20 protein-coding genes are annotated in these 22037 nt (G+C 61.6%); 11 read left to right on the plus strand and 9 right to left on the minus strand.

Annotation, left to right across the window (positions count from 1 at the left end; all coding sequences use genetic code 11):
- The first annotated feature begins 199 nt into the window (after positions 1 to 199).
- Together rplU and rpmA are read left to right on the plus strand one after the other, a co-directional pair.
- The gene (rplU, locus tag QM649_RS06285) at positions 200 to 526 is read left to right on the plus strand and encodes a 50S ribosomal protein L21 (protein WP_415198165.1); all 327 of its coding nucleotides are present in this window, start codon (positions 200 to 202) and stop codon (positions 524 to 526) included.
- 25 nt (positions 527 to 551) lie between these two features.
- The gene (gene rpmA / locus QM649_RS06290) at positions 552 to 815 is read left to right on the plus strand and encodes a 50S ribosomal protein L27 (protein WP_415198166.1); all 264 of its coding nucleotides are present in this window, start codon (positions 552 to 554) and stop codon (positions 813 to 815) included.
- Positions 816 to 1021: 206 nt separating this feature from the next.
- Here rpmA and QM649_RS06295 read toward each other — a convergent pair whose 3' ends face one another.
- Positions 1022 to 1888, minus strand: a complete 867-nt coding sequence (locus tag QM649_RS06295) for a hypothetical protein (RefSeq protein ID WP_415198167.1) — start codon at positions 1886 to 1888, stop codon at positions 1022 to 1024.
- Positions 1889 to 2260: 372 nt separating this feature from the next.
- Here QM649_RS06295 and gyrB point away from each other — a divergent pair, with 372 nt between their 5' ends.
- A complete protein-coding gene (gyrB, locus tag QM649_RS06300; protein ID WP_415198168.1) occupies positions 2261 to 4882 on the plus strand; it encodes a DNA topoisomerase (ATP-hydrolyzing) subunit B in 2622 nt (873 codons plus the stop codon).
- 81 nt (positions 4883 to 4963) lie between these two features.
- Here gyrB and QM649_RS06305 read toward each other — a convergent pair whose 3' ends face one another.
- The gene (locus QM649_RS06305) at positions 4964 to 5605 is read right to left on the minus strand and encodes a hypothetical protein (RefSeq protein ID WP_415198169.1); all 642 of its coding nucleotides are present in this window, start codon (positions 5603 to 5605) and stop codon (positions 4964 to 4966) included.
- 186 nt (positions 5606 to 5791) lie between these two features.
- Between QM649_RS06305 and QM649_RS06310 the strand changes: the two genes are divergently transcribed.
- The 3 genes from QM649_RS06310 to mtgA all read left to right on the plus strand — a co-directional run bounded on the left by QM649_RS06310 (position 5792) and on the right by mtgA (position 9624).
- On the plus strand, positions 5792 to 7999 hold the full coding sequence (locus tag QM649_RS06310; RefSeq protein WP_415198170.1) for a winged helix-turn-helix domain-containing protein: 2208 nt from the start codon (positions 5792 to 5794) through the stop codon (positions 7997 to 7999).
- 111 nt (positions 8000 to 8110) lie between these two features.
- The gene (locus QM649_RS06315) at positions 8111 to 8887 is read left to right on the plus strand and encodes an endonuclease III domain-containing protein (protein ID WP_415198171.1); all 777 of its coding nucleotides are present in this window, start codon (positions 8111 to 8113) and stop codon (positions 8885 to 8887) included.
- A gap of 32 nt (positions 8888 to 8919) precedes the next feature.
- The gene (mtgA, locus tag QM649_RS06320) at positions 8920 to 9624 is read left to right on the plus strand and encodes a monofunctional biosynthetic peptidoglycan transglycosylase (RefSeq protein WP_415198172.1); all 705 of its coding nucleotides are present in this window, start codon (positions 8920 to 8922) and stop codon (positions 9622 to 9624) included.
- A gap of 17 nt (positions 9625 to 9641) precedes the next feature.
- On the opposite strand, the gene QM649_RS06325 is transcribed toward mtgA, so the two are convergent.
- Positions 9642 to 10967 carry a carbohydrate porin gene (locus QM649_RS06325; protein ID WP_415198173.1) on the minus strand — a complete coding sequence of 442 codons (1326 nt, stop codon included), beginning with the start codon at positions 10965 to 10967 and terminating at the stop codon, positions 9642 to 9644.
- A 157-nt stretch (positions 10968 to 11124) separates the two neighbouring features.
- Positions 11125 to 12279 (minus strand): epoxide hydrolase family protein, encoded by a 1155-nt coding sequence (locus tag QM649_RS06330; RefSeq protein ID WP_415198174.1) that lies wholly within the window; start codon positions 12277 to 12279, stop codon positions 11125 to 11127.
- A 115-nt stretch (positions 12280 to 12394) separates the two neighbouring features.
- On the opposite strand from QM649_RS06330, the gene QM649_RS06335 reads away from it, so the two are divergent.
- Positions 12395 to 14287 carry an amidase gene (locus QM649_RS06335; RefSeq protein WP_415198175.1) on the plus strand — a complete coding sequence of 631 codons (1893 nt, stop codon included), beginning with the start codon at positions 12395 to 12397 and terminating at the stop codon, positions 14285 to 14287.
- Positions 14284 to 14814, plus strand: a complete 531-nt coding sequence (locus tag QM649_RS06340; protein ID WP_415198176.1) for a GNAT family N-acetyltransferase — start codon at positions 14284 to 14286, stop codon at positions 14812 to 14814. The genes QM649_RS06335 and QM649_RS06340 overlap by 4 nt, the downstream gene beginning before the upstream one ends.
- 9 nt (positions 14815 to 14823) lie before the next feature.
- Here QM649_RS06340 and QM649_RS06345 read toward each other — a convergent pair whose 3' ends face one another.
- Entirely contained in the window at positions 14824 to 15297 is a 474-nt protein-coding gene (locus tag QM649_RS06345; RefSeq protein ID WP_415198177.1) for a PaaI family thioesterase, read from the minus strand.
- Between the two features lie 187 nt (positions 15298 to 15484).
- Between QM649_RS06345 and QM649_RS06350 the strand changes: the two genes are divergently transcribed.
- The gene (locus QM649_RS06350; protein ID WP_415198178.1) at positions 15485 to 16291 is read left to right on the plus strand and encodes a sulfite exporter TauE/SafE family protein; all 807 of its coding nucleotides are present in this window, start codon (positions 15485 to 15487) and stop codon (positions 16289 to 16291) included.
- Between the two features lie 33 nt (positions 16292 to 16324).
- The gene (locus tag QM649_RS06355) at positions 16325 to 16765 is read left to right on the plus strand and encodes a gamma-butyrobetaine hydroxylase-like domain-containing protein (protein WP_415198179.1); all 441 of its coding nucleotides are present in this window, start codon (positions 16325 to 16327) and stop codon (positions 16763 to 16765) included.
- Here the strand turns inward: QM649_RS06355 and QM649_RS06360 are convergent.
- The 4 genes from QM649_RS06360 to QM649_RS06375 are packed head-to-tail and all read right to left on the minus strand — an operon-like array spanning position 16755 to position 18802.
- Complete coding sequence (locus QM649_RS06360) at positions 16755 to 17507, minus strand: ATP-binding cassette domain-containing protein (RefSeq protein WP_415198180.1); 753 nt, start codon at positions 17505 to 17507, stop codon at positions 16755 to 16757. The two genes, QM649_RS06355 and QM649_RS06360, sit on opposite strands and share 11 nt — an antisense overlap.
- A 22-nt stretch (positions 17508 to 17529) precedes the next feature.
- Positions 17530 to 18129, minus strand: coding sequence for a TIGR00730 family Rossman fold protein (locus tag QM649_RS06365; protein ID WP_415198181.1), 600 nt, complete (start codon positions 18127 to 18129; stop codon positions 17530 to 17532).
- Between the two features lie 35 nt (positions 18130 to 18164).
- Positions 18165 to 18560 (minus strand): PIN domain-containing protein, encoded by a 396-nt coding sequence (locus QM649_RS06370; protein WP_415198182.1) that lies wholly within the window; start codon positions 18558 to 18560, stop codon positions 18165 to 18167.
- A complete protein-coding gene (locus tag QM649_RS06375; RefSeq protein ID WP_415198183.1) occupies positions 18557 to 18802 on the minus strand; it encodes an AbrB/MazE/SpoVT family DNA-binding domain-containing protein in 246 nt (81 codons plus the stop codon). Before QM649_RS06375 ends, QM649_RS06370 begins: the two co-directional genes overlap by 4 nt.
- Positions 18803 to 18906: 104 nt before the next feature.
- On the opposite strand from QM649_RS06375, the gene QM649_RS06380 reads away from it, so the two are divergent.
- On the plus strand, positions 18907 to 21768 hold the full coding sequence (locus tag QM649_RS06380; protein WP_415198184.1) for an ATP-dependent helicase: 2862 nt from the start codon (positions 18907 to 18909) through the stop codon (positions 21766 to 21768).
- Positions 21769 to 22037: the final 269 nt, after the last annotated feature.

Here is a 22037-nt window from a genome sequence, read left to right on the forward strand (position 1 = left end):
GCCTTTCGTTCTGTAAGGCCGCCGGATGATTTGGGGCGTTCCGCTGTGGTTTGCGAAACAATCCTGAAGCGATCCGACCGGCCGCGTCACTTCCCTATACGCAGACAGTTCGCGTGGAAGTTGAGACCGGAGCGAGCACAATCCGCCCGAGCTACGAGATTGGCATTGCGCGCGGCTTGAGCCGCCCGCTGGAGGAACTATGTACGCGGTCATCCGCACTGGTGGAAAGCAGTATCGCGTCGCCCCGGGCGATGTGGTGAAGATTGAGACGACGGAAGCCGGCGAAAACGGCTCTGTCGAGTTTGCCGAAGTTCTGGCCTTTGCTGGCGAGAACGGCATCAGCAAGCCGGCATCGGCCAAGGTTCTGGCCACCGTCCTCGGCGAAGGCCGCGGCGATAAGATCCTGGTCTTCCACTACAAGCGGAAGAAGCAGTACAAGAAGCTGCAGGGTCACCGTCAGAATTTCACCGAAGTTCGCATCGACTCGATCGAAGTGGACGGCAACAGCTACAGCGCCGCCAAGTAAGCGCGCGGACTAAAGAGGATCAGCAATGGCACACAAAAAAGGTCTTGGAAGCTCTAAAAACGGCCGCGATTCTAACGCGCAGCGGCTCGGCGTCAAGAAGTTCGGTGGTGAGATTGTCACCGGCGGTTCGATCATCGTCCGCCAGCGCGGCACCCGCCTCAAGCCCGGCCTCAACGTCGGCATCGGCAGCGACGACACGCTCTTCGCCAAGATCGATGGCCGCGTGAAGTTCGTCGACCGTGGCCGCACCGGCCGCTTCGTCGCGATCGAGCCCATCGCCGCCGAGTAATTCCCGGCGCAATCAGCAAGTCAGCAGTACGAACGGCCAGTGGGAGCTTGCTCCTGCTGGCCGTTTTCGTTTCAGCGATAAAGCAGCTCACAGCTAGCCGCAATGACGGCCAGTAGACCCGGCCCCCTCCAAACGCGAAAGCGGCCAGCGGGAGATCCCCGTTGGCCGCTTTGTCTTTAACCGCTTGTGGCTGGCTACTCTATTGCCTAGCTCGCCGAATTCTTCGTCATCACGCGTTCGACCACCTTCTCCACATCCTGCAGGAAGAAAGCCTGCGACTGGCCCATGGCCACGTGCGCAGGATTATGGCCGAGTGCCGTGGCAATCTCGTTCCAGCGCATCAGCGGCGAGGTCTCGGGCAGCCTGCTCTCCACCTTCACATGCTCCGGGAAGAGGAAGTAGACGCTCCAGAAGGAAACCGTCATCAATGTCACGCTCGAGAGGATAGCCGCGCACAGCAGGTAGCCGCCGGGATGGCCTCCCAGCCAGATGGCCACACCCAGCTGCGTAAGCGCTTCAATACTGAAGCCCATCGCAATGCCGAAGATCCGGCTGCGAACCGAGCGGCCAAGCGTGTGAAGGGTCAGAGTGAGGAAGAGCAGCAGGCAAAGTTCGAGGATGCTCGCGCACTTCATCAGCTGGGCGCCCAGCACGGTGATGCGGTACTGGCCGGAGTGAAGCGGGAACACCGCGAACCCCGTCATCAGAAGCGAAACCACCGCTACCCAACGGAAGACGATTCTGCCCAGCCGACGGAGACCTGCCAGAGGCGTCATGAGTTCATTGAAGATCTGGCGCACCGCGAAGACGATCGTCACTGTTCCAGCCAGATAGCTCAGCCAGAACAGCGCCATGCAGCAGATCATCTGCAGCCGCGAGCCGGCCGCATCGGACGGCGAAAGATGGAGCAGGACTGCCAGCCCCACGCCGCTCACCAGGCGCAAAATCAGATACGCGATTACCGCCGGGTATCGACGCTTCAGACCTGCGCGCAGCGCAGCAGCCAATGCCACCCCATTCAGGAGCGGCTCGAGCAGGCTCAATATCGGAAACAGGGAAGCAATCGAAAGCATGGGTTTTCCCGGGGATCAGCGATAACAGAATATCTCGACCTAGCCCTCCACTCAATCACAGAAACAGGCGATCTCCTCATACCACCTTTGGGGGACCGCATTCCGCTGAACGGAAAGGCCCAAACTCGAGCTCCGACTCAAAAGCAGACCGGCATCGCAGCATTTCAGCATCGGATCCAACCTCCAGTTCAGCGCCTGATCCAGCCCCGAAGCCGTCTCCAACTGGTACCCCATCCCAGGCAGGTTTTCAGGGCTCGCCTGTGCTAGAATGGGAGTGTAGATTTCTAGGCAAAAACCTTTCACTTTCAAGACTTTAGTTCCCATTACGACCGTCCTGGTCCGGAAAGTGAAGAGGAGCCAAATCGGAGTTCCATGTCCCAAAAAGAGCTAGAACTTACGACCGAAGTCCCCACCGGGGAAATCCCAGCCTCCAACGGAAAACCGACCGGCGCTTATACCAGCGATAACATCAAGGTTCTAGAGGGTTTAGAGGCGGTACGTCTGCGCCCGGCCATGTATATCGGCTCCACCGGCGAGATGGGCCTGCATCACCTGGTCTATGAGGTCGTCGACAACTCCGTCGACGAAGCACTCGCCGGATTCGCCAAAAAGATCGACGTCATCATCCACGTCGACAACTCGATCACCGTTATCGATGACGGTCGAGGCATCCCGGTGGATATGAAGACGCTGGATAACGGCGAGAAGATGCCTGCCGTGCAGGTCGTTCTCACCAAACTCCATGCCGGCGGCAAGTTCGATTCGTCCACCTACAAGGTCTCCGGCGGTCTCCACGGCGTCGGCGTCTCGTGCGTCAACGCGCTCAGCGAAGAGTTCGATGTCGAGATCTGGCGCGACGGCAGCACCTACGAGCAGGATTACTCCAAGGGCGCGCCCATCTCCGAACTGCGCCAGGCCGGCACCTCGAAGAAGCGCGGCACCAAGGTGCACTTCCTGCCGGACAAGAGCATCTTCTCGGTGACCGAGTACAACTACGACACGCTGGCCCAGCGCCTGCGCGAACTCGCCTTCCTGAACAAGGGCCTTGAGATCACCCTCACCGACGAGCGCGTGACCGATCCCAAGACGGGCGAGGCCAAGCGCGCCGAGTTCCGCTACGCGGGCGGTATCGCCGAATTCATCAAGCACATCAACAAGGGCAAGCAGATTCTTCATGACAAGCCGATCGTCATGGAAGGCTTCCGCGATAACGTCGATATGGAGATCGCTCTCCAGTACAACGACAGCTATTCGGAAACCGTCTTCTGCTTCGCCAACAACATCAACACGGCCGATGGCGGCACGCACCTCTCCGGCTTCAAGACCGCGCTGACCCGCACCATCAACTCAGCCGGCCAGCAGCTCGGGCTCTTTAAGGACGTGAAGGAGAACCTCTCCGGCGATGACGTCCGCGAAGGCCTCGTTGCCGTCATCAGCGTCAAGCTGCCGCAGCCGCAGTTCGAAGGCCAGACCAAGGGCAAGCTCAATTCGGACATCGCCGGCATCGTGCAGGCTCTGGTCAACGAGAAGCTGGGCATGTTCCTCGAGCAGAACCCGCAGGTAGCCAAGCGCATCATCAACAAGGCCATCGAAGCAGCCCGCGCCCGCGAAGCGGCGCGCAAGGCCCGCGATCTGACCCGCCGTAAAGGCGCTCTCGATGGCGGCGGCCTGCCCGGCAAGCTGGCCGACTGCTCCGAACGCCAGCCGGACCGCTGCGAGCTCTACCTCGTCGAGGGTGAGTCCGCAGGCGGCACCGCCAAGCAGGGCCGCGATCGCCGCTTCCAGGCGATCCTGCCTCTGAAGGGCAAGATCCTAAACGTCGAGAAGGCTCGTTACGACAAGATGCTCGGCCACGAGGAAATCCGTGCGATGATCACCGCGCTCGGCACCGGCATCGGCAAGGACGACTTCGACCCGGCCAAGCTGCGCTACGGCAAGATCATCCTCATGACGGACGCCGACGTCGACGGTTCGCACATTCGCACGCTGCTGCTGACCTTCTTCTTCCGCCACATGAACGAGCTGATCAAGCGCGGCCATGTCTACATCGCGCAGCCGCCGCTCTACAAGATCAAGAAGGGCCGCTTCGAGCAGTACATCAAGGACGACCGCGACTTCGTGAAGGTGATGGTCAAGCGTGCCTCCGACGGCATGATCGTTCGCCATGGCGATGCGGGAGAGAAGCTCGAAGGCGCCGCACTGACCAAGTTCATGGGTCATCTGAACGATTACCTCGGCTTCTTTGAAAAGCTGAACAAGCGCCTGCGCAACGAGGAAATCACCACGCTCCTCGCCAAGCTGGAGCTGGTTCGCCGCACGGACTTCGAGGGCGAGACTGCTCCCGAGAAGCTCGTGGCGCTGCACGCAAAGCTCAAGGAGATCGAGCGCAAGTACCAGTTCAAGGGCCTGTCTGAGCCGGTACGCGATGAAGAGCACCAGGCCTGGTCGCTAAGCTTCACCGACGCTCAGGGCGCGACGCGGCACATCGACTGGACGCTGGCCTCGACGCCGGACTATCGCCAGACCATGGCCAAGTACGCGCAGATCAAGGACTCCCTGGAGCCGCCGTTCTTCGTCGAGTACGCGCCCAAGGGCTCGGCTGCCAAGGTTGCGGAAGCCGCGGAAGCAGAGGCCGAGGAGACCGAAGGCGAGACTACCGGTGAGGCCGAAGCGGGCCGCCCGGCGCCGAAGCGCGCTGGCCGCATCTCGCTCGATCCGGTCGAGAAGCAGACCCCGCAGGAGCTGTTCGAGTACGTCATCGATCAGGGCCGTCGCGAGTACCAGGTTCAGCGCTACAAGGGCCTCGGTGAAATGACCTCGCCGCAGCTCTGGGAGACAACCATGGACCCCGAACGCCGCACACTGCTGCAGGTCAAGCTCGAGGATCTTGCCGAGACCGAGACCATCTTCACTACGCTGATGGGTGAAGATGTCGAAGCCCGCCGCAAGTTCATCGAGGAGAACGCCCTCGATGTGAAGAACCTCGACATCTAACGCAACCAGCAATCACGCATACACAGACACCGCGCCGGAATCGCTCCGGCGCGGTTTTCTTTTCTGAAAGAACCTCTGGCATTACAACAAGTCGCTGAAAGGTGTATCCGGTGTAATGCGCTTTGCCGACAGCGTCCCGGTAAACGATGCGTAGACATTCCCCGACGTGTCATACGCCTTCAGGACGAACGTGCCGGTGTAAGAGTTGCCATCGGCGCTGAGTGTGATCTTCTCCGTAATCTGGCCTCCCGCCTGCGGCGCTCCCACAGTTTCGGCTGGCGCCGTCGGGTCATATACGTTGCCCTGCCACGGAAGGTGATTGAGATAGTAGCTGCGGTATCCGGTGCGCTTCCAGACTCCCAGGCAGAAGTTCCCATCCTGCGCCGAGCGTGAGGAGTTCATGATCTCTGTGCCGTCGTCATGCCACACCACGACAGAATTATCGATCACGACTCCGCCCGTGACCGGCACGGGCTGACCGTTCTGCGTCTGCGCGGTGAAGATCACGTGCCACATGCCAACGATCGACGGCTCGTGTTCATCGTATCCGTGAAATGCCGCCGCAACGATATGCGGCGACGCTGCACCATAAGCAGGATGCCAGCTCGAGGGCCTGATGGGTTTATCCAGCAGACCACATTGCGCCATGGCCACAGGCGCAAGCGATGAAACCAATGCCAGCGCCACGATACCTGCAATCCATTTCCAGCTCCGGATCTTCATGTGGGTTCTCCTTTTCGGCATCTGTGCCGACGGGAAGAAGAAAAGCGCCGAACGACCCTTGCAGGCAATGAAGCGGAGGTAAAGCTGGAGGTAAAGTTCTGGTGAACCGCTAAATCCTTTCCAATCTGCCCCCTTCCCTGATACACCTTCCAGACACGGCGAGATGTATGCGTGAGGCGGCGCTGCGTGCTGACTTCCATGCCCAATCCGGAAGCTCGTCCCCCGGCCAGGGGACGTCCCGGTGCGATCTACGAGTTCCATGAATTCCGGCTCGATTGCGGTGGCTTCGAGCTGCGGAGAAGCGGTCATCCCCTGCGTATCGAGCGCAAGCCCATGGAGCTGCTCATCCTGCTGGTTTCCCATGAGAGCAGGCTGGTAACGCGGTCGGAAATCGCCAGGCAGCTTTGGGCAAGTGAAGTCTTTGTCGACACCGAGCACGGCATCAATACGGCCATTCGCAAGCTGCGTTATCTGCTGCGCGACGATCCCGATCACCCGCGCTTCATTCAGACCGTGACCGGCAAGGGATATCGCTTCATCGCTCCCGTCACGCTTGTCGCGCCGCTGGTGCCGGCTAAGGTCGACACGGGACTAACGCCGGTGAATCCCCCTGCTGCATCGCGCAGGAGCATCGGTTGGTACTGGTATGCGGCCGCGGGGCTCTGCATGGCGCTTCTTGTCTTCGGCATCACGCTGTATCGCTCGCACCGCGGCGCCCCGCAGATCCGGTACACGCAATTGACGGACTTCACAGATTCCGCTGTCGGACCAGCGTTGTCGCCCGACGGCCACATGCTGGCATTCATCCGCGGCAGCGCGGCCTTCCTCAGCACCGACCAGATCTACGTCAAGATGCTGCCCGATGGTGAAGCCAGGCTGATCACCAACGATGCGCGGATGAAGTATGGACTCGCATTCTCGCCCGATGGCTCGCAGATTACCTATACCGTGCTCGAAGGCGCGACCTTCTCGACCTACTCCGTCTCTGTATTGGGCGGCGAGCCACATCTCCTGCTGGAAAACGCGGCAGGACTGACATGGCTCGATGCCGAACACCTCCTCTACTCCCGGGTCGAACCAGGCTCTGGTATCCATATGGGGATCGTCACCGCAGCCAGAAGCGGCGCGGGCCTGCACGCGATCTACTATCCCGGCCACATCCGTGGCATGGCTCACAATGCATTTCCCTCACCCGATCGCCACTGGGCCATCGTGGTCGAGATGGATGGAAGCGGAGCCTGGGCTCAGTGCCGCCTTATCGCGCTGGATGGGCCGGGCGCATCGCGGACGATCGGCCCAGCCGGCGCCTGTACCGCCGCAGGCTGGTCTCCCGACGGCCGCTGGATGTACTTCACCGCAACCTCGCAGGAGCAGAGTCACATCTGGCGGCAGCATTTCCCGCAGGGAGAGCCAGAGCAGATCACCTTCGGACCCACAGAAGAAGACGGGCTCGTTGTGGCTGCGAATACAGACGCATCGCGAGAGCACTCGTTGATCACCTCAGTCGGCGTGCATCAGAGCGCTCTCTGGATCCACGATGAAAAGGGGGAGCGCCCGCTCTCGTCCGAAGGCCAGGTCATAAATGACCTCTCGCCGCCAGTCTTCACCACGGATGGCCGCACCCTCTACTACCTCCTGAGACGCGAAGAGCAGACAGGCGCGGAGCTATGGCGTACAGCAGTAGACTCCGGGCAAAGTGAAGCAGTCTTTCCCGGCGTGTCCATGATCGCCTTCGATCTCTCCACGGATGGCAACAGGGTAGTGTACTCCACGGTGACATCCGGAGGCACAACACAGCTGTGGACGGCACTCATCGACCGAAGCGTGCCCGCGACGCAGCTGGGCATCGCCGGCGCCCGCAATCCACACTTTGGAGAGAACAGCCAGATCCTCTTCGAAGAGACGGAGGGTCACGCAAACTATCTCGAGCAAATTGATTTCAATGGATCGCACCGCTCACGGGCGCTGACACAGCCCATCCTGAATTTTCTCGGCACCTCACCGGACAAGCGCTGGGTGCTCGTCTCGGTCCCTGCTTTACCGGCAGAGAACCGGCCCGCGGTCGTGGGACTCCCGCTGCACGGAGGCAATTCCGTACTCATTTGTGAAGGGTACTGCGTGCCTCAGTGGTCGACGGATGGAAAGACCTTCTTCATCACCGTCGAATTTCCCTCGCGCAACAGCATCGGGCGCACCCTTGCGATTCCCGTGGCCCCGGGCCATGAGCTGCCGGATCTGCCGGCTGAAGGCATCTCTGGTCTCACGAAATGGAACACCCTTGCCGGAGCCAGATCGATCGGCCGCAGCGAGCTCGTGCCGGGCAAAGATCCCGAGCATTACGCGTGGGTGGAAACCTCCGTCCATCGCAATCTTTACCGCATTTCCCTGCCCTGAGACCGAATCACACATCGGAACGCCAGGTTGATAAGATCAGGACAGCGATTCGGCATGCGCTGTGAGCTGCACTGCGCGTGAGGCCGCGAGGATCAACACCGCGCCGGAACGATGCCGGTTCAGGATCACGCTCATCGCTACCTGTTGACGATGACTCTCCCTCTTTTCCAGGACGGGCGCCTTGAGGCGCTTCACAACGCGCTGCTCGCGGCCTACGGTCCGCCTCCGCCACGCGAACCCTGGCCCCCGCTGCGTCAGTTCATCTATTCCATGCTGTCGTCACGGACGAAGACCGAGACCTCGCACGAAGTGCTCTACGCGCTCGAACGGCACTTCGGCAGCTGGGAAAAGGTGCGGGATGCTTCGCCGGACGAAGTCCTGCATATCGTCGCACCCGCCACCTTCGCAGAAGAGAAAGCGCCGTGGCTGCAGAAGGCCCTGCGCCGCATCACACGCCAGAACGGCGGCCGGCTGAATCTCGACTTCCTGCACGGCGAGTCCGAACAGCGCATCCGCCGCTGGCTTGAGAGCTTCGACGGAGTCGGTCCCAAGACCAGCGCCGCCGTCGTCAACTTCAGCACCATCCGCGGCTCCGCGCTGGTCATCGATTCGCATCATCAGCGCATCGCCGAGCGCCTGCGCCTCGTGCCGAAGGGCACGCCGACCGCGACCACGGAACAGAAGCTGCGCGACCTCGCGCCCGTGAGCTGGGGACCGGAGATGCTCGACGATCATCATCGCCTGGTAAAGCTGCACGGCCAGCGCGCCTGCACCGCGCTCGACTGGGAGCGCAACTGCTCGCGCTGCCCTCTGCTCTCGATGTGTCCCACCGGAGAAGAGGTGCTCGCTGGCCGCCGGACGCTCGTCCTCGACACGCGACCGGTATAGTGTCAGGTGTGGCCACAGAGCTGACGCAAAGATTGAGATCGCCGCTCATCGCGTGGCGCAGCAAAGATCGCAAAGGCAAGTGGCTCTTCGCAGCGGCATCGCTTGCGATTGCGCTGGCGGCAATGTGGATCATGGCTGCGCTCACGCTCGTCTCGCTGCGCTGGATCGATCCGCCAACCACGGCCGTTCACATCGAACGCAGAGTGCAATCGTGGTTCAGCTCCGCGCCTTACCAGCTGCGCTACCGCTTCGTTCCGCTGCAGCAGATCTCCCCAGACATGCAGCACGCCGTCATCGCTGCCGAAGACGGACGCTTCTACCAGCATCACGGCTTTGACTGGCAGCAGATCAGGATCGCAGCAGAGGAAGACCGAGAGGGCGTGCGCACCCGCGGCGCCTCCACGCTCACCCAGCAACTGGTGAAGAACCTCTTCTTCGGGACCGGCCGCTCGATCCTGCGCAAGGTCGCGGAAGCCTCCCTTGTACCGGTCGCCGAGACGGTGCTCGGCAAGCGCCGCATCCTCGAACTCTATTTGAACGTGGTGGAGTGGGGACCGGGTGTCTATGGCGCCGATGCCGCCTGCGAGTATTACGACCACGTTCCTGCAAAACGCGTGAGCCGGCAACAGGCCGCGCGGCTCGCAGCCATTCTTCCAGCACCGCTGCGGCGTCGTCCTGAGCGGATGAACAGCTACAGCGGCATCATTCTGCGCCGCATGACGCAGATGGGCTGGTAGCAGCTCCGCGCAAGGCGTTAGAAAATGATGCGCATCCTCGCGCCCATCAGCACCGTCGAGTAGGTCTTAGCCGCGTTCGTCGGATGAATGGAAATCTCCATATCCGGCCCGACCTCCACGCTCGTCGTCATGCGCAGCCGGTAGAAGGTTTCGATCACGCCCTCCTGCCGCTTGCCCTGCCCCGTGCTTGGCTTCGTCCAGTCAAAGGAAGCTCCGAAAAAGTCGCTGCGTCGCCCGAAGGGCTTTGTATCCACCACGCCCACGGATTCGATCTGCTTCGTTGCCGTGCCTTTGTCGGTCGACTGCGAGAAGCGTCCGAACGGCGCCCATCCGTTGCCGAATTCATGGTCGAAGCCGATGCCACCACCATGCCCGCTGCCCAGCGCTGCCGTGTCATTACGCCACAGGACGCCACGATAGTTGATCCAGCGGCTCCCCGGAAATCCTTTGAACCAGCCGACCTCAATCGCCTCCAGATACTTGCGGTCGGCAAGTGTTTCGATGTTTCGCTGCTGCGCGCCCTCGGTATCGACGGCGAGCGCGTGGATAAACAGCCGGGGCGTGGCCTGGAACTCCATCGCCGCGCCGCCTGCATACGTTCCGTCTGACGCGATGGCAAGATCGCCGTCGTTCTCGCCGTTGAGAAACTGCGTGCGCTCGTCATTGTTGAACATCGAGAGACTGATGTGCTGGTTCGGATGCAGTTTGCCCACGTAGAACGAGAGCCGCCGCGCGAGAAAATCCTGCCGCCAGTAGAGAATGTTCAGCGTGATCGGCTCCTGCTCACCACCGCCCTGCAGACAGTTGAGATAGAGTCCCGATCCTAGCCTGTCGCTCAGGTTCCACTGCTGACTCATGCCGATGTTCGTGCCCGAGCGCACCAGCAATCCGATCGAACCTGCCGTCGACTCGGAGTTATACACCGCCCAGTTGCCGTTCACGTCGAGACGGCCGCTGAGCTGGTCATGCCGCACTCCATCCGGCGTGACCGTGGCGTATTGATTGAGAAACGTGTACGTCGCGCCGAAGTTGATATGCGTAACTCCGGTCGCCCAGTTCTCTGCCATGCGGAAAGGCTTCATCGGCCATCCCAGCGGATCGCGCGCATACAAAGGATCAACCGGAATCTTCGCCATCGGCGCAGCGATCGCATCAAGCTCCTGCTGGATGGACCGCTGCTGCGGAAAGATCGCCGGAATCGCCTGAGGCTGAAAGCGCGCATTCCTCTGCGGTTCGCTCTGAATCGTCTCAGTCGGAGGCGTTCCCTGCGTCTTCAGCTGACCGGTCGCATCCTGCGCCCACACTGTTCCCGTTGCCAGTACTCCGCCCACTACGGCGGTCATCCACCGACCCAGCGATCGTGCCCGTTCCCTTGCCAAGTAAAAGATCCTTTCCAAATCCGGCATGCGCCCGCACATACGATGCCGCGCCCATCCCAACCAGTGGCAAAAGAATACTAGCTCGGGCGCATTGGAACCGATCGACACAGCCCGTGCATCCTCAACGCCGCAGGCCGCGAAAGAATGCGCGCAGATCTGCCGCCAGCAACTCCGGCTCTTCCGCCGCGGCGAAGTGACCACCGCGCGGCATCGATGTCCAGCGTTGCACATCGAAACCGCGCTCCACCCACTCACGCGGCGGACGGCTGATCTCCTTCGGGAAACATGCGACCGCCGTGGGGGTGGAGACAAAATCCTCCGCAGAAAAATGCAGCGGACGCTTCCTCCCCTCGGAATACATCAGGAAGGAAGAGGCGATGGTTCCAGTCATCCAGTACAGGGTCACATTCGTCAGCAGCTCGTCTCGCGAAAAGCTGCGGTAAACATCGCCATCGCAATCGGACCACTCGCGAAACTTCTCCAAGATCCACGCGGCCAGCCCCACGGGGGAATCGTTCAGCGCATACGCCGGTGTCTGCGGTCTCGTCGCCTGAAGATGCGCATATGCGCCGTTGCTGTCATACCATCGCGCCGCGTTCGACAGGAACTGCGATTCCGCCTCCGTCAACACCGCGCCGTCGCCAAGATACGGTTTGTACGAGCCAGGAATGTAGTTGAGATGAATGCCGATCAGCCGCTCACTGTGCCGCAGACCCAGCGCAGTGGTCACACCCGCGCCAAGATCTCCACCCTGTGCTGCGAAGCGTTCGTAGCCGAGCGCCGTCATCAGCTCGCTCCAGACTTCTGCGACGCGAAATACGTTCATGCCCTGCCTACGCGGACGATCGGAAAATCCAAACCCCGGCAACGAAGGAATGACGACATCGAAGGAATCCGCAGGATCGCCACCATGCGCCGCCGGGTCCGTGAGCAGTGGAAGAATCTCCAGCATCTCCACAAAAGAACCGGGCCAGCCATGCGTCAGGATCAACGGCATCGGATCCGGTCCTTTGCCTCGCACATGCAGAAAATGCACGGCGCCTTCCTCTGCCTGATAGCGAAAATGCGGAAGGGTGGAAAGCCGATCCACCTGCGCCTTCCAGTCGAAATCCTCACACCAGTAGCGGCAAAGATCGATCAGAAACTCCCGATCGACGCCGTGAGCCTCATTGGATTCCGGCAGAGCATCGGGCCAGCGTGTTCTCTTCAGGCGATCGCGCAGATCTTGGACCGCGGAGGAGGAGAAAGGGATCGCAAACGGTTCGATTCGGTTCATCACGTCTCTCAAGCTGCAGGTGCAGAAGCGCAGTGCTACTAGCCTAATGGAACACAGCGCACGCATCCTCTTCCGTATACTGCGAATCAATCCGCATTCCGAGGTCCCTGCTCGCATGTCCAGCCAGACGCTGCTCGATCGCCGCACCCTGCTTGCCCTTACCTCCCGTCTCGGCATCGCCTCCGTGCTCTTTCCCGGAGCCCTCTACACGCTTGCCGCGCAGGCGCAGGAGAACTCCGAAACGAAGCATGCGCCAGCCTATCCTCCGGTCACACCGCAGATGATCGATCAGGCTGCCGCTCTCGCCGGCATCACCATCGCATCCGACCAGAAGCAGATGCTCATCGCCGGACTCACCGAGTTCCGCCAGGACTACGACGCCATCCGCGAGCTGCATCTGCCGAACAGCGTCGCGCCCGCGTATGTCTTCGATCCCCTGCCGCCCGGCGCCATCGTCGACACGCAGAAGCAGCCGCCCGTCTACAGCAGGACCGTCGCCACCATGCCAGCCGAGATTGAAGACCTCGCCTTCGCGACCGTACCCGAGCTTGCCGACCTTGTGCGCCGCAAAAAGGTCTCTTCCGTCGACCTAACGCAGATGTACCTTCGCCGCCTGAAACGCTACGATCCACTGCTCCACTTCACCGTGAACCTCACAGAGGAGCGCGCCCTCGCACAGGCTCATGAAGCGGACGCAGACATTGCACGTGGCAAATATCGCGGCCCGCTCCACGGACTACCGTGGGGCGCGAAGGATCTGCTTGCAGTGAAGGGCTATCCCACTACGTGGGGCGCAGGCGGCTTTGAACATCAGGTCATCGACCAGGATGCCGTCGTTGTGCAACGCCTCGATGCCGCCGGAGCCGTTCTCGTAGCCAAGCTCACCCTTGGCGCGCTCGCCATGGGCGATTACTGGTATGGCGGCCGCACGCGCAATCCATGGAATCCGAAACAGGGCTCGAGCGGATCCTCCGCCGGTCCGGCTTCGGCGACCGCTGCGGGTTGCGTTGCGTTTTCTATCGGCTCGGAAACGCTCGGCTCTATCTCTTCACCCTCCACACGCTGCGGCGCAACCGGCCTGCGCCCGACCTTTGGCTTCGTACCTCGCACCGGCGCAATGGCTCTCAGCTGGACCATGGATAAACTCGGCCCCATCTGTCGCGCCGTGGAAGATTGCGCCATGGTCATGCAGGCCATCTACGGACCCGATGGCGAAGATCTCTCCACGCGCGAAGCCGCCTTTCATTGGAACGCCGATCTCGGGTGGCGCAAGCTGCGCGTCGGCTATATCGCCAGCGAGTTCGAAGCCGACAAGCCTCAGCCCGAGACTCCCATAAGGCCGGGTGAAACGGCGGAAGAAAAGAAGAAGCGCGAAGCAGAACGGCGCGAGGCCGAGGCGTATCGCGCGCGCCGCGAGTATGACCGCAGGTACGATCTCGCCGCGCTCGACAAACTGCGCAGCATGGGCGTGCAACTCATCCCCGTCGAACTTCCCGACCTGCCGTACAACGCCATCTCCACCATGCTCACAGCGGAGGCCGCAGCGGTCTTCGACGAACTCACACGCTCGGGCCGCGACCGGCTTCTCACACAGCAGGGCGATGGCGACTGGCCCAATCTCTTTCGCCTCCATCGCTTCTATCCTGCGGTCGAATACATCCAGGCCAACCGCGCACGCACACTCGCCATTCGCGGCCTGTCGAAACTATTCGAGCAGGTCGACATCATCGTCGCCACTTCGAACAGCCAGCAGCTCGTCGCAACGAACCTCACCGGCCATCCCGCCGTCATCGTGCCCAACGGCCTGCGCGGGGCCGACGCACCGTTGCCTCCGAAGACCGACACGGGCGACGACGACCAGATCGGTGGCCCCGGCACCCCGGTGAGCCTTACCTTCCTCGGCGCGCATTATCAGGATGCGAAGCTCTGCGCCTTTGCCCGCGCGTACCAGGATGCGACAGGCTTCCATAAGCTGCATCCGAAGCTTGGCCAGATGGGTGAGTCATGACGACGGCCTCCATCCGGCTCGCGGACATGCGCGATGCTGCGGCGATCGCGCATGTCCATGTCCAGAGCTGGCTCACGACGTACAAGGGCCTCGTGCCCGACAGCTATCTGGCCACACTGCAGGAAGCCGAACGCATTCCGCTCTGGCAGAAATGGCTCGCTCTCGATGTCGATATCTTCGTGGCCGATCTCGACGGCGCGGTCGTCGGCTTCGCATGCGGAAGCGCCATCCGCGAACCCCTCCGGCATTATGATGCGGAGCTCTATTCTCTCTATCTGCTCAGGGAAGTACAGGGGCGCGGCATCGGAAAATCTCTTCTCAGCACGGCTGCGAACGCGCTGCTGAAGCGAGGCTATCGAAGCATGGCGGTATGGGCGCTCGAGACGAATCCGGCCGTCCGCTTCTACGAGAAGATGGGAGCCCACTACCTGACGAGCAAGCAGATCAGGCTAGGCGGAGCGAAGCTGACCGAGATCGCTCTCGGCTGGCCTGATCTGCAATCTATCGGCGCAATTCAATCCGCTTAAGACGCGGCATTAAACAGCCTCTGCTTCCAGGAGCTCTTCCGCACCGTACAGCTTGCTGCGCCCCCGGCTGCGATCCTGGTCAAGCGTCATCATCGTGGCGCTGATGCGAGCCATCAGACGGCCTTCCTCATCGGTGATATCGCATTCGTAAAAGCTCAAGGTACGTCCCTGCTTCACCGCGCGCGCTGTCGCGCGCAGCGTCCCGGAGAGCGCCGGCCGCATGTAGCGGATGCTGGACTCGACCGTCGTCGCCGTCTGATCTTCCCTAACGGAAGCCAGATGAGCCAGACCGATGGCGGTGTCCGCGATCGCAAAGATCGCGCCGCCATGCGCGTACCCGAACATATTGTGTACCTGCGGCTCACAGGGCATGCTGACCACGACCTCGCCCGCGACAACACTCTCCACCGTGAAACCGAGTGTCGCGCCGAGCGGCATCATCGCTCCATTCCGCTCCCGTAACCGCTGCAATAGCTCCTGCATCGTGTGCTGGCTCCTCCGGGAAACCGCTTGACGAAGCAATTCCCGCCTTTCACTTTAGAGAGAACCCCGCACAATCCCCCAGCCGCGATCATTGAACATATGAAATTTCGCAGTGATCGGTTCAAATCCGGCATCCTTCATCTCAAAGCGCAGCGGATTTTGAGTAGCGCCGTAAAATAAAAAGCACATGCACATCTCATTCGATTCGGCCTTCCGGTTCAACTTCGCCGGGATCTGGCTGCTCGTGGCGTCGTTCCTCGCCGGAGCGCTGAATGCCGTCGCCGGCGGCGGTTCGTTCCTGTCCTTCCCTGCCATCCTCGGCGCGGGTGTGCCGCCCATTCAAGCCAATGCGACCAATACCGTCGCGCTCTGGCCCGGACAGTTCGCTTCCATCGCCGCTTACTGGGAAGACCTGAAGCACAACCTGAAGCTCATCTGGCCCCTTGGCTCGGCCGCGATTCTCGGCGGATGCACGGGCGGCATCGTGCTGCTGCATACCGGCCAGCAGACCTTCCTGAAGCTGGTGCCCTGGCTCCTGCTCATCGCTGCCAGCCTCTTCGCCGCGAGTGGTCCTATTTCGCGCTGGCTCAACCAGCGCTCGCGCGGCGTAAAGCAGGACACCGAAGTGCATGTACCGATGATCCCGCTCTTCCTGCTCACCATCGTCGTGTGCTTTTACATCGGATACTTCGGCGCCGGCGCAGGCTTCCTCATCATGAGCCTGCTCGCGCTCTTCGGCATCCAGAACATCAACCAGATCAACGCCCTTAAGGTCGTCACCACTACACTCGCCAACGGCGTCGCGGTCGTCGTCTTCATCGTGCGTGGGCAGGTACTCTGGCAGCACTGCCTGCTCATGATGGTCACTGCCGCAATCGGCGGCTATCTTGGCGCAAAAGGCGGCAAGCGGCTCGATCCGCGCATCGCACGCGCCTTCGTCATCGCTATCGGCTTCGGCATGGCCGGATATTTCTTCTGGAAAGCCTCGCGCTAACCATCGCTGCTCTGTTTCGGAGAAAATAGAAGCATGAGTCACGAGGGGATCAGGATGGTGTCGGCCGAGGAAGCCCGCCGCGCCGAAGAAGCCGACCGGCCGCTGTCGAAAGAGGCCACGGACCCGGCCAAGGTGCGCGTGCACAAAACCGAGGGCACCGGCATTGAGATCGATTGGAAAGATGGCCACCGCAGCGCCTGGACCTTCGCCTGGCTGCGCCTCGCCTGCCCCTGCGCCACCTGCGTGGAGGAGCGCGAGCGCGAAGGCCGCAAACCCGGCGAGCCAAAGGCGAAGCCTACCGAGTTGCTGCCCATGTACCAGGCGCCGCCGCGCCCTGAAACCGTCACCCCGGTCGGACGCTACGCGCTCACCTTCCACTGGAATGATGGCCACTCCAGCGGTATTTACTCGTGGGATTTTCTGCGGCGGCATTGCATCTGCGAAGAGTGCAAAGCCATTTCGATTAAAGGCTAGGCGTAGCTTCCAGCAGCGATCTTGTATACGCCTCGCGTGGCGCAGCGCATAGCTCGAGACTCGGTCCCTCTTCGACCAGCTTCCCCCGATGCAGCACCGCAATCCGCGTGGAGAGATAGCGCACCAGCGGCATCGAGTGCGAGATAAACAGGTACGTCAGTCCGAAGTCACGCTGCAGATCGCGCAGCAGATTGATGACCTGCGCGCCCACGCTCACATCGAGCGCCGAGACCGGCTCATCGAGCACCAGCATCTTCGGCCGCAGAATCAATGCACGCGCGATGTTCACCCTCTGCCGCTGTCCACCGGAAAACTCATGCGGATAGCGCTCCAGCGCGGTCTCGTCCAGCCCTACGGCTTTCAGCATCTCCGTCACCTTCGGCCGCACCTCCGCAGCCGGGCAGGCTTTGTGAATGAGCAGAGGCTCAGCCACCAGATCCTTCACACGCATGCGCGGGTTGAGCGCCGCGAATGGATCCTGAAAGACGACCTGCATGCGTCGGCGCAGGGCCCGCATCTCGCGCGCTGCGGCGCCGGTCACGGATTCGCCGTCGAAGATCACCTCGCCCGACGTCGGCTCGACCAGCCCCAGCACCATCCGTGCAATTGTCGACTTGCCAGAGCCCGATTCACCGACCAGCCCCAGCGTCTCGCCCTCGGCAATCGAGAAGGAAACGTCATCGACGACACGTGCATCCGGACCATATTGCTTCGAGAGGCCGCGAGCCTCGAGCAGCGCCATAGGGCGAGGATATCAACTTCGCCTAAATCACCGACGGATCGCCCGTAATCCCCACCTGCGGATGCACCGCCCAGTGCCGCTCCACCACATCCAGAGCCTCATCCACACTGTTTGCCAGCAGGATCAGCGAGCGTGTTTCCGGCTTGATGAAACCCTCAGCGAGCATATGATCCAGAAACGTCAGCATCGGGTTCCAGTAGCCGTCCACATTGAGCAGCACGCACGGGCTCGCATGGATCTTCAGCACCGCCCAGGTCACGATCTCGAAGAACTCGTCGAGCGTGCCGTATCCACCCGGCAGCGCGATGAAGGCATGCGACCGTTCGGCCATCAACGCCTTGCGCTCGTGCATCGTGCCCACCGCGTGCAGCTCGGTCAGCCGGCTGTGCGCGATCTCGCGCCCCATCAGCACTTCGGGGATCACGCCGATCACCGCGCCGCCCGCCGTCATGGCCGCATCGGCGACCGCGCCCATCAGGCCGACGGTCGCGCCACCATACACCAGTCCGTGACTCCGCTCGGCGATGGACCGGCCAAGCGCGCGTGCAGCTTCAAGATAAGAGGGGCGGCTGCCGGAGGCCGATCCGCAGAAAACAGCGATATTGTGTCGGGGAGAGGACATACTGCCGCCATCGTACCGCAGGCCTGTAAGAAGCGTTAGGCGAGCAGCTTCATTCCAGGAAGCTTCGCAGCATGGCGATCAAAGGTCACGGTGTACTCGCAGCCTGCATGATGTCCGAGCTGCGCGATCAGGCAGTCGGAGAAATCGGCGCGGGATTCTTCAAAAGCATGAAGCGCGGTGCGAACTGCCTCTCTCTGCTCCAACATCAACTCCTGGGTGTGCAGCAAGGCAGAAATAGCTTCGGCAATGCGATCCCGATCGAAGCTATAGGTCCGACTCAAGACCCAAGCCGTTTCGGCCAAAGTGATGAGAGAGATAAAGCCGGGATTCGTGACAGAAAGCGAATGCATGAGGCTACGGACACGGATCACCTGTTCGGGGTCGTCCTTTAGCAGATACCGAACCAGCACATTCGTGTCGAGCCCGATCATCCTTTCCGGGAGCCCTCGATCGCAATGTCCTCGTTCATCTGTTCGATGGAAACCGGCTTCATGCCTGGCCTATGCAGGATTCCCTCCAGAGACCGCACGGAAGTCGTCGGAAGGATCTCGTAACCGCCGGTCCGCTGATTGCGGACGAACCTCACCCGGTCTCCCGCTTTCAGGCCAAGCTCTTCCTTGACTTCTTCAGGGAGCATGATCTGGCCATCCGGGCTGAGTGTGACTGTGCTCATGCGATCACCTCACTCTCCATTCTTCTCCCTCTCATTCCGAAAAATCAAGAACATACCGGGGCGATAAAATGGAGAAGACACCTTTCGGATTGGACACATCCCCCTTGCGGCATTTACTGGACAAGCTGAATCCCGAGCAGCGCGCCGGCGTCGAAACCGTCGATGGCCCCGTGCTGCTGCTCGCCGGCGCCGGATCGGGCAAGACCCGCGTCATCACCCACCGCATCGCCTATCTCATTGAAGAGCGCGGCGTTGCCCCGGACGCCATCCTGGCCGTCACCTTTACCAACAAGGCTGCCAAGGAGATGGCCGAGCGCGTCGATAAGCTCATCGGCCACAGCTCGCTGGCACGGCCTCTTGTGGCCACCTTCCACTCCTTCTGCGTGCGCCTGCTGCGCCGCGATATCGAAGTCCTGCGTGTCGGCAACGAAGGCCTGACGAAAGATTTCGTCATCTACGACGAGAGCGACCAGCAGAACATCGTCAAGGCCGCCATGCGCCGCATGGGCATTGACGACAAGCAGCTCACCCCGCGCATCGTGCTCTCCAAGATCTCCTGGGCGAAGAGCCACATGATCGATCCGCAGGAGTACTACCTGAACTCGGCCGACGCCAACGGCGAGCGCATCGCGCATCTCTTCGAGGCTTATCGCAAGGAACTGCGCAAGGCCAACGCCCTCGACTTCGACGACATCCTCCTCGAAGCCGTGCGCGTGCTCAAGTCTTCCGCCGAGGTCCGCGAACGTTACAACCGCCGCTACCGCTACGTCATGATCGACGAGTACCAGGACACGAATCGCCCGCAGTACGAGCTCATGAAGCTGCTCGCAGGCGAGAAGAAAAACATCTGCGTCGTCGGTGATGAGGATCAGAGCATCTACTCCTGGCGTGGCGCGGACATCCGCAACATCCTCGACTTCGAGAAGGATTTTCCCGGCGGCAAGATCATCCGCCTCGAACAGAATTACCGTTCTACAAGCGTGATCCTGGAAGCCGCTTCCGCCGTCGTCTCGCGCAACACGCAGCGCAAGGGCAAGAACCTCTGGACCTCACGCGAGGGCGGCTCGCTCATCGGCTACTACGAAGCCCCGGACGGCGAGAACGAAGCACTGTATATCGCCGACACTATCCAGAAGTATTTCCGCAAGGTCGGCCCCGAGCAGGAAGAGCCGCGCGCGGCCGTGCTCTATCGCACCAACTCACAGTCGCGACTGGTGGAAGAGGCGCTGCGCCGCTACGGCATCAAGTACACCATGGTCGGCGGTTTCTCCTTCTACGATCGCGCTGAAATCAAGGACCTCCTCAGCTACCTCAAGTTCGTCCAGAATCCAGACGACTCGGTCGCTCTGCAGCGCGTCATCAACACCCCGGCACGCGGCATCGGTAAAACGACGCTCGAGACGCTGGAGCGCATCGCCCTCGAGACCGGCACCAGCACCTGGACAGCGATCCAGCGCGCGCTGCGCGAGAAGCTGCTGCCCTCGCGCGCATTGATTGCCCTCGACACCTTCCGCAAGATCATCGAGGACTCGCGTGCGATCCTCGCCGCCAACTTTGCCGACAAGCTCTCCGCGGATGTTGCCGCCGAGGAAGCGGTGAGCGACGCAGCCGAGCCCAATGACACCGCTACAGACTTTGCCTTCGGCGATGCGGCGGAAGAAGACAGTATCCTGGCCGAGGCTGGCGCTGAGGACGATGCCAGCTTCGACTTCGGAGACGAGTTCCAGACCGGCTTCTCCTTCGGTACAGCGGAACCGGACTCCTCGCCGATCTCGTCGCCGGGTCACACCGGGCCGGGAGAGGAACCTGAGGCTGCGGTCGACGCCGCGGCCTTCAATCCCTTTGCCGATGAGCCGCCGGTGCCGCATGCCTCGGCCTCCGGACGTCCGCTGCGCGCCGACAAGAAGGCGCCGAAGGTGGAGGAGGCTCCTGCGGCGGAAGCTGTGGAGACAAGCGGCCGCATCGACGGCTTCCGCGCCCCTGGCGACGCGGCCACGCTGCCGGAGCTGATCAAGTTTGTCATCGATCGCACCGGCTACATCCGCTCGCTCGAGGAAGAAGGCACGCCCGAGGCCTTCTCGCGCATTGAAAACCTGAAGGAACTCGCCAATGCCGCGCAGGATGCGCAGGAGCGCGGCGAGACGCTGGCCGAATTCCTCGACCATGCGGCGCTTTCCAGTGACACCGACCAGTACGACCCCGAAGCGCGCGTCACGCTGATGACGCTGCACGCCGCCAAGGGTCTCGAATTCCCGCTCGTCCTGCTGGCTGGCATGGAAGAGGGTCTCTTTCCGCATTCACGCACCCTCAACGATCCGAACCAGATGGAAGAGGAGCGCCGCCTCTGCTACGTCGGCCTCACCCGCGCCATGGATACGCTCTACGTGACCCGCGCGCGTTATCGCCGCCGCTACGGCAACGATTCGCCCGAGGCCAGCATGGCCTCCCGCTTCCTCGAAGAGATTCCCTCCGCGCTGCTCGAGGATATCGGCGGCAGCCTGCGCCGGGCCGACTCCGGCTACGGACGCGGCGAAGAATCTACCGGCCGCCACTACAGCTACGAGGACGAAGACCAGAGCGCGGGTTACGGCAACGGCTCCAACCGCAGCGGCTCGAATTATGGACGCAACGGCGGCGGTTATGGCGGGTCGAGTTCCAACCGTGGCGGCTCCGGATCTTCACGCGGAGCGGGCGGCGGCGAATCGCTCGACAATATCGCCAGGTTCTTCGGCGGCAAGGGCGGCTACAGCGGTTCCAGCTCGCCCTCAAAATCGAAGATGGACATCCCCGAACCCAGCGGCGGCAAGGGCTTCAAGAGCGGCCAGCGCGTGCGCCACGCCAAGTACGGCGACGGTGTGGTCTTCCGGCGCGAGGGCGATGGCGACGATGCCAAGCTGACCGTGCAGTTCGCGAAGTTCGGCACCAAGAAGCTGGTGGAAAAGTTCGCGAACCTGGAAAAGCTTTAGGAGCAACTGGCAGTCAGTCACAAAAACGGCCAGTGAAAACGTGGCCTGCTTTGTGAATTCTTAGAACGGGTGCCCCATACAAGCTCCGCTTGGGCGAGAGGCTGGAATCTGAGACGTCTACAGGCTCAGAACAGTCCGCCGTCTTGCGACCAACGGGAGCAAAGGCCGAAGGCGAAATGCCTGGACGGCCAGTCCTCGCCCTGCGTGGAGCAGGCATGATTTAATCTATTGGGAAGAGATTTTCACGAAAGAAGCTCCCATCTCCGATG

Origin of the sequence: Silvibacterium sp., assembly GCF_047605705.1 — a bacterium.
Taxonomy (GTDB): Bacteria; Acidobacteriota; Terriglobia; order Terriglobales; family Acidobacteriaceae; genus Silvibacterium.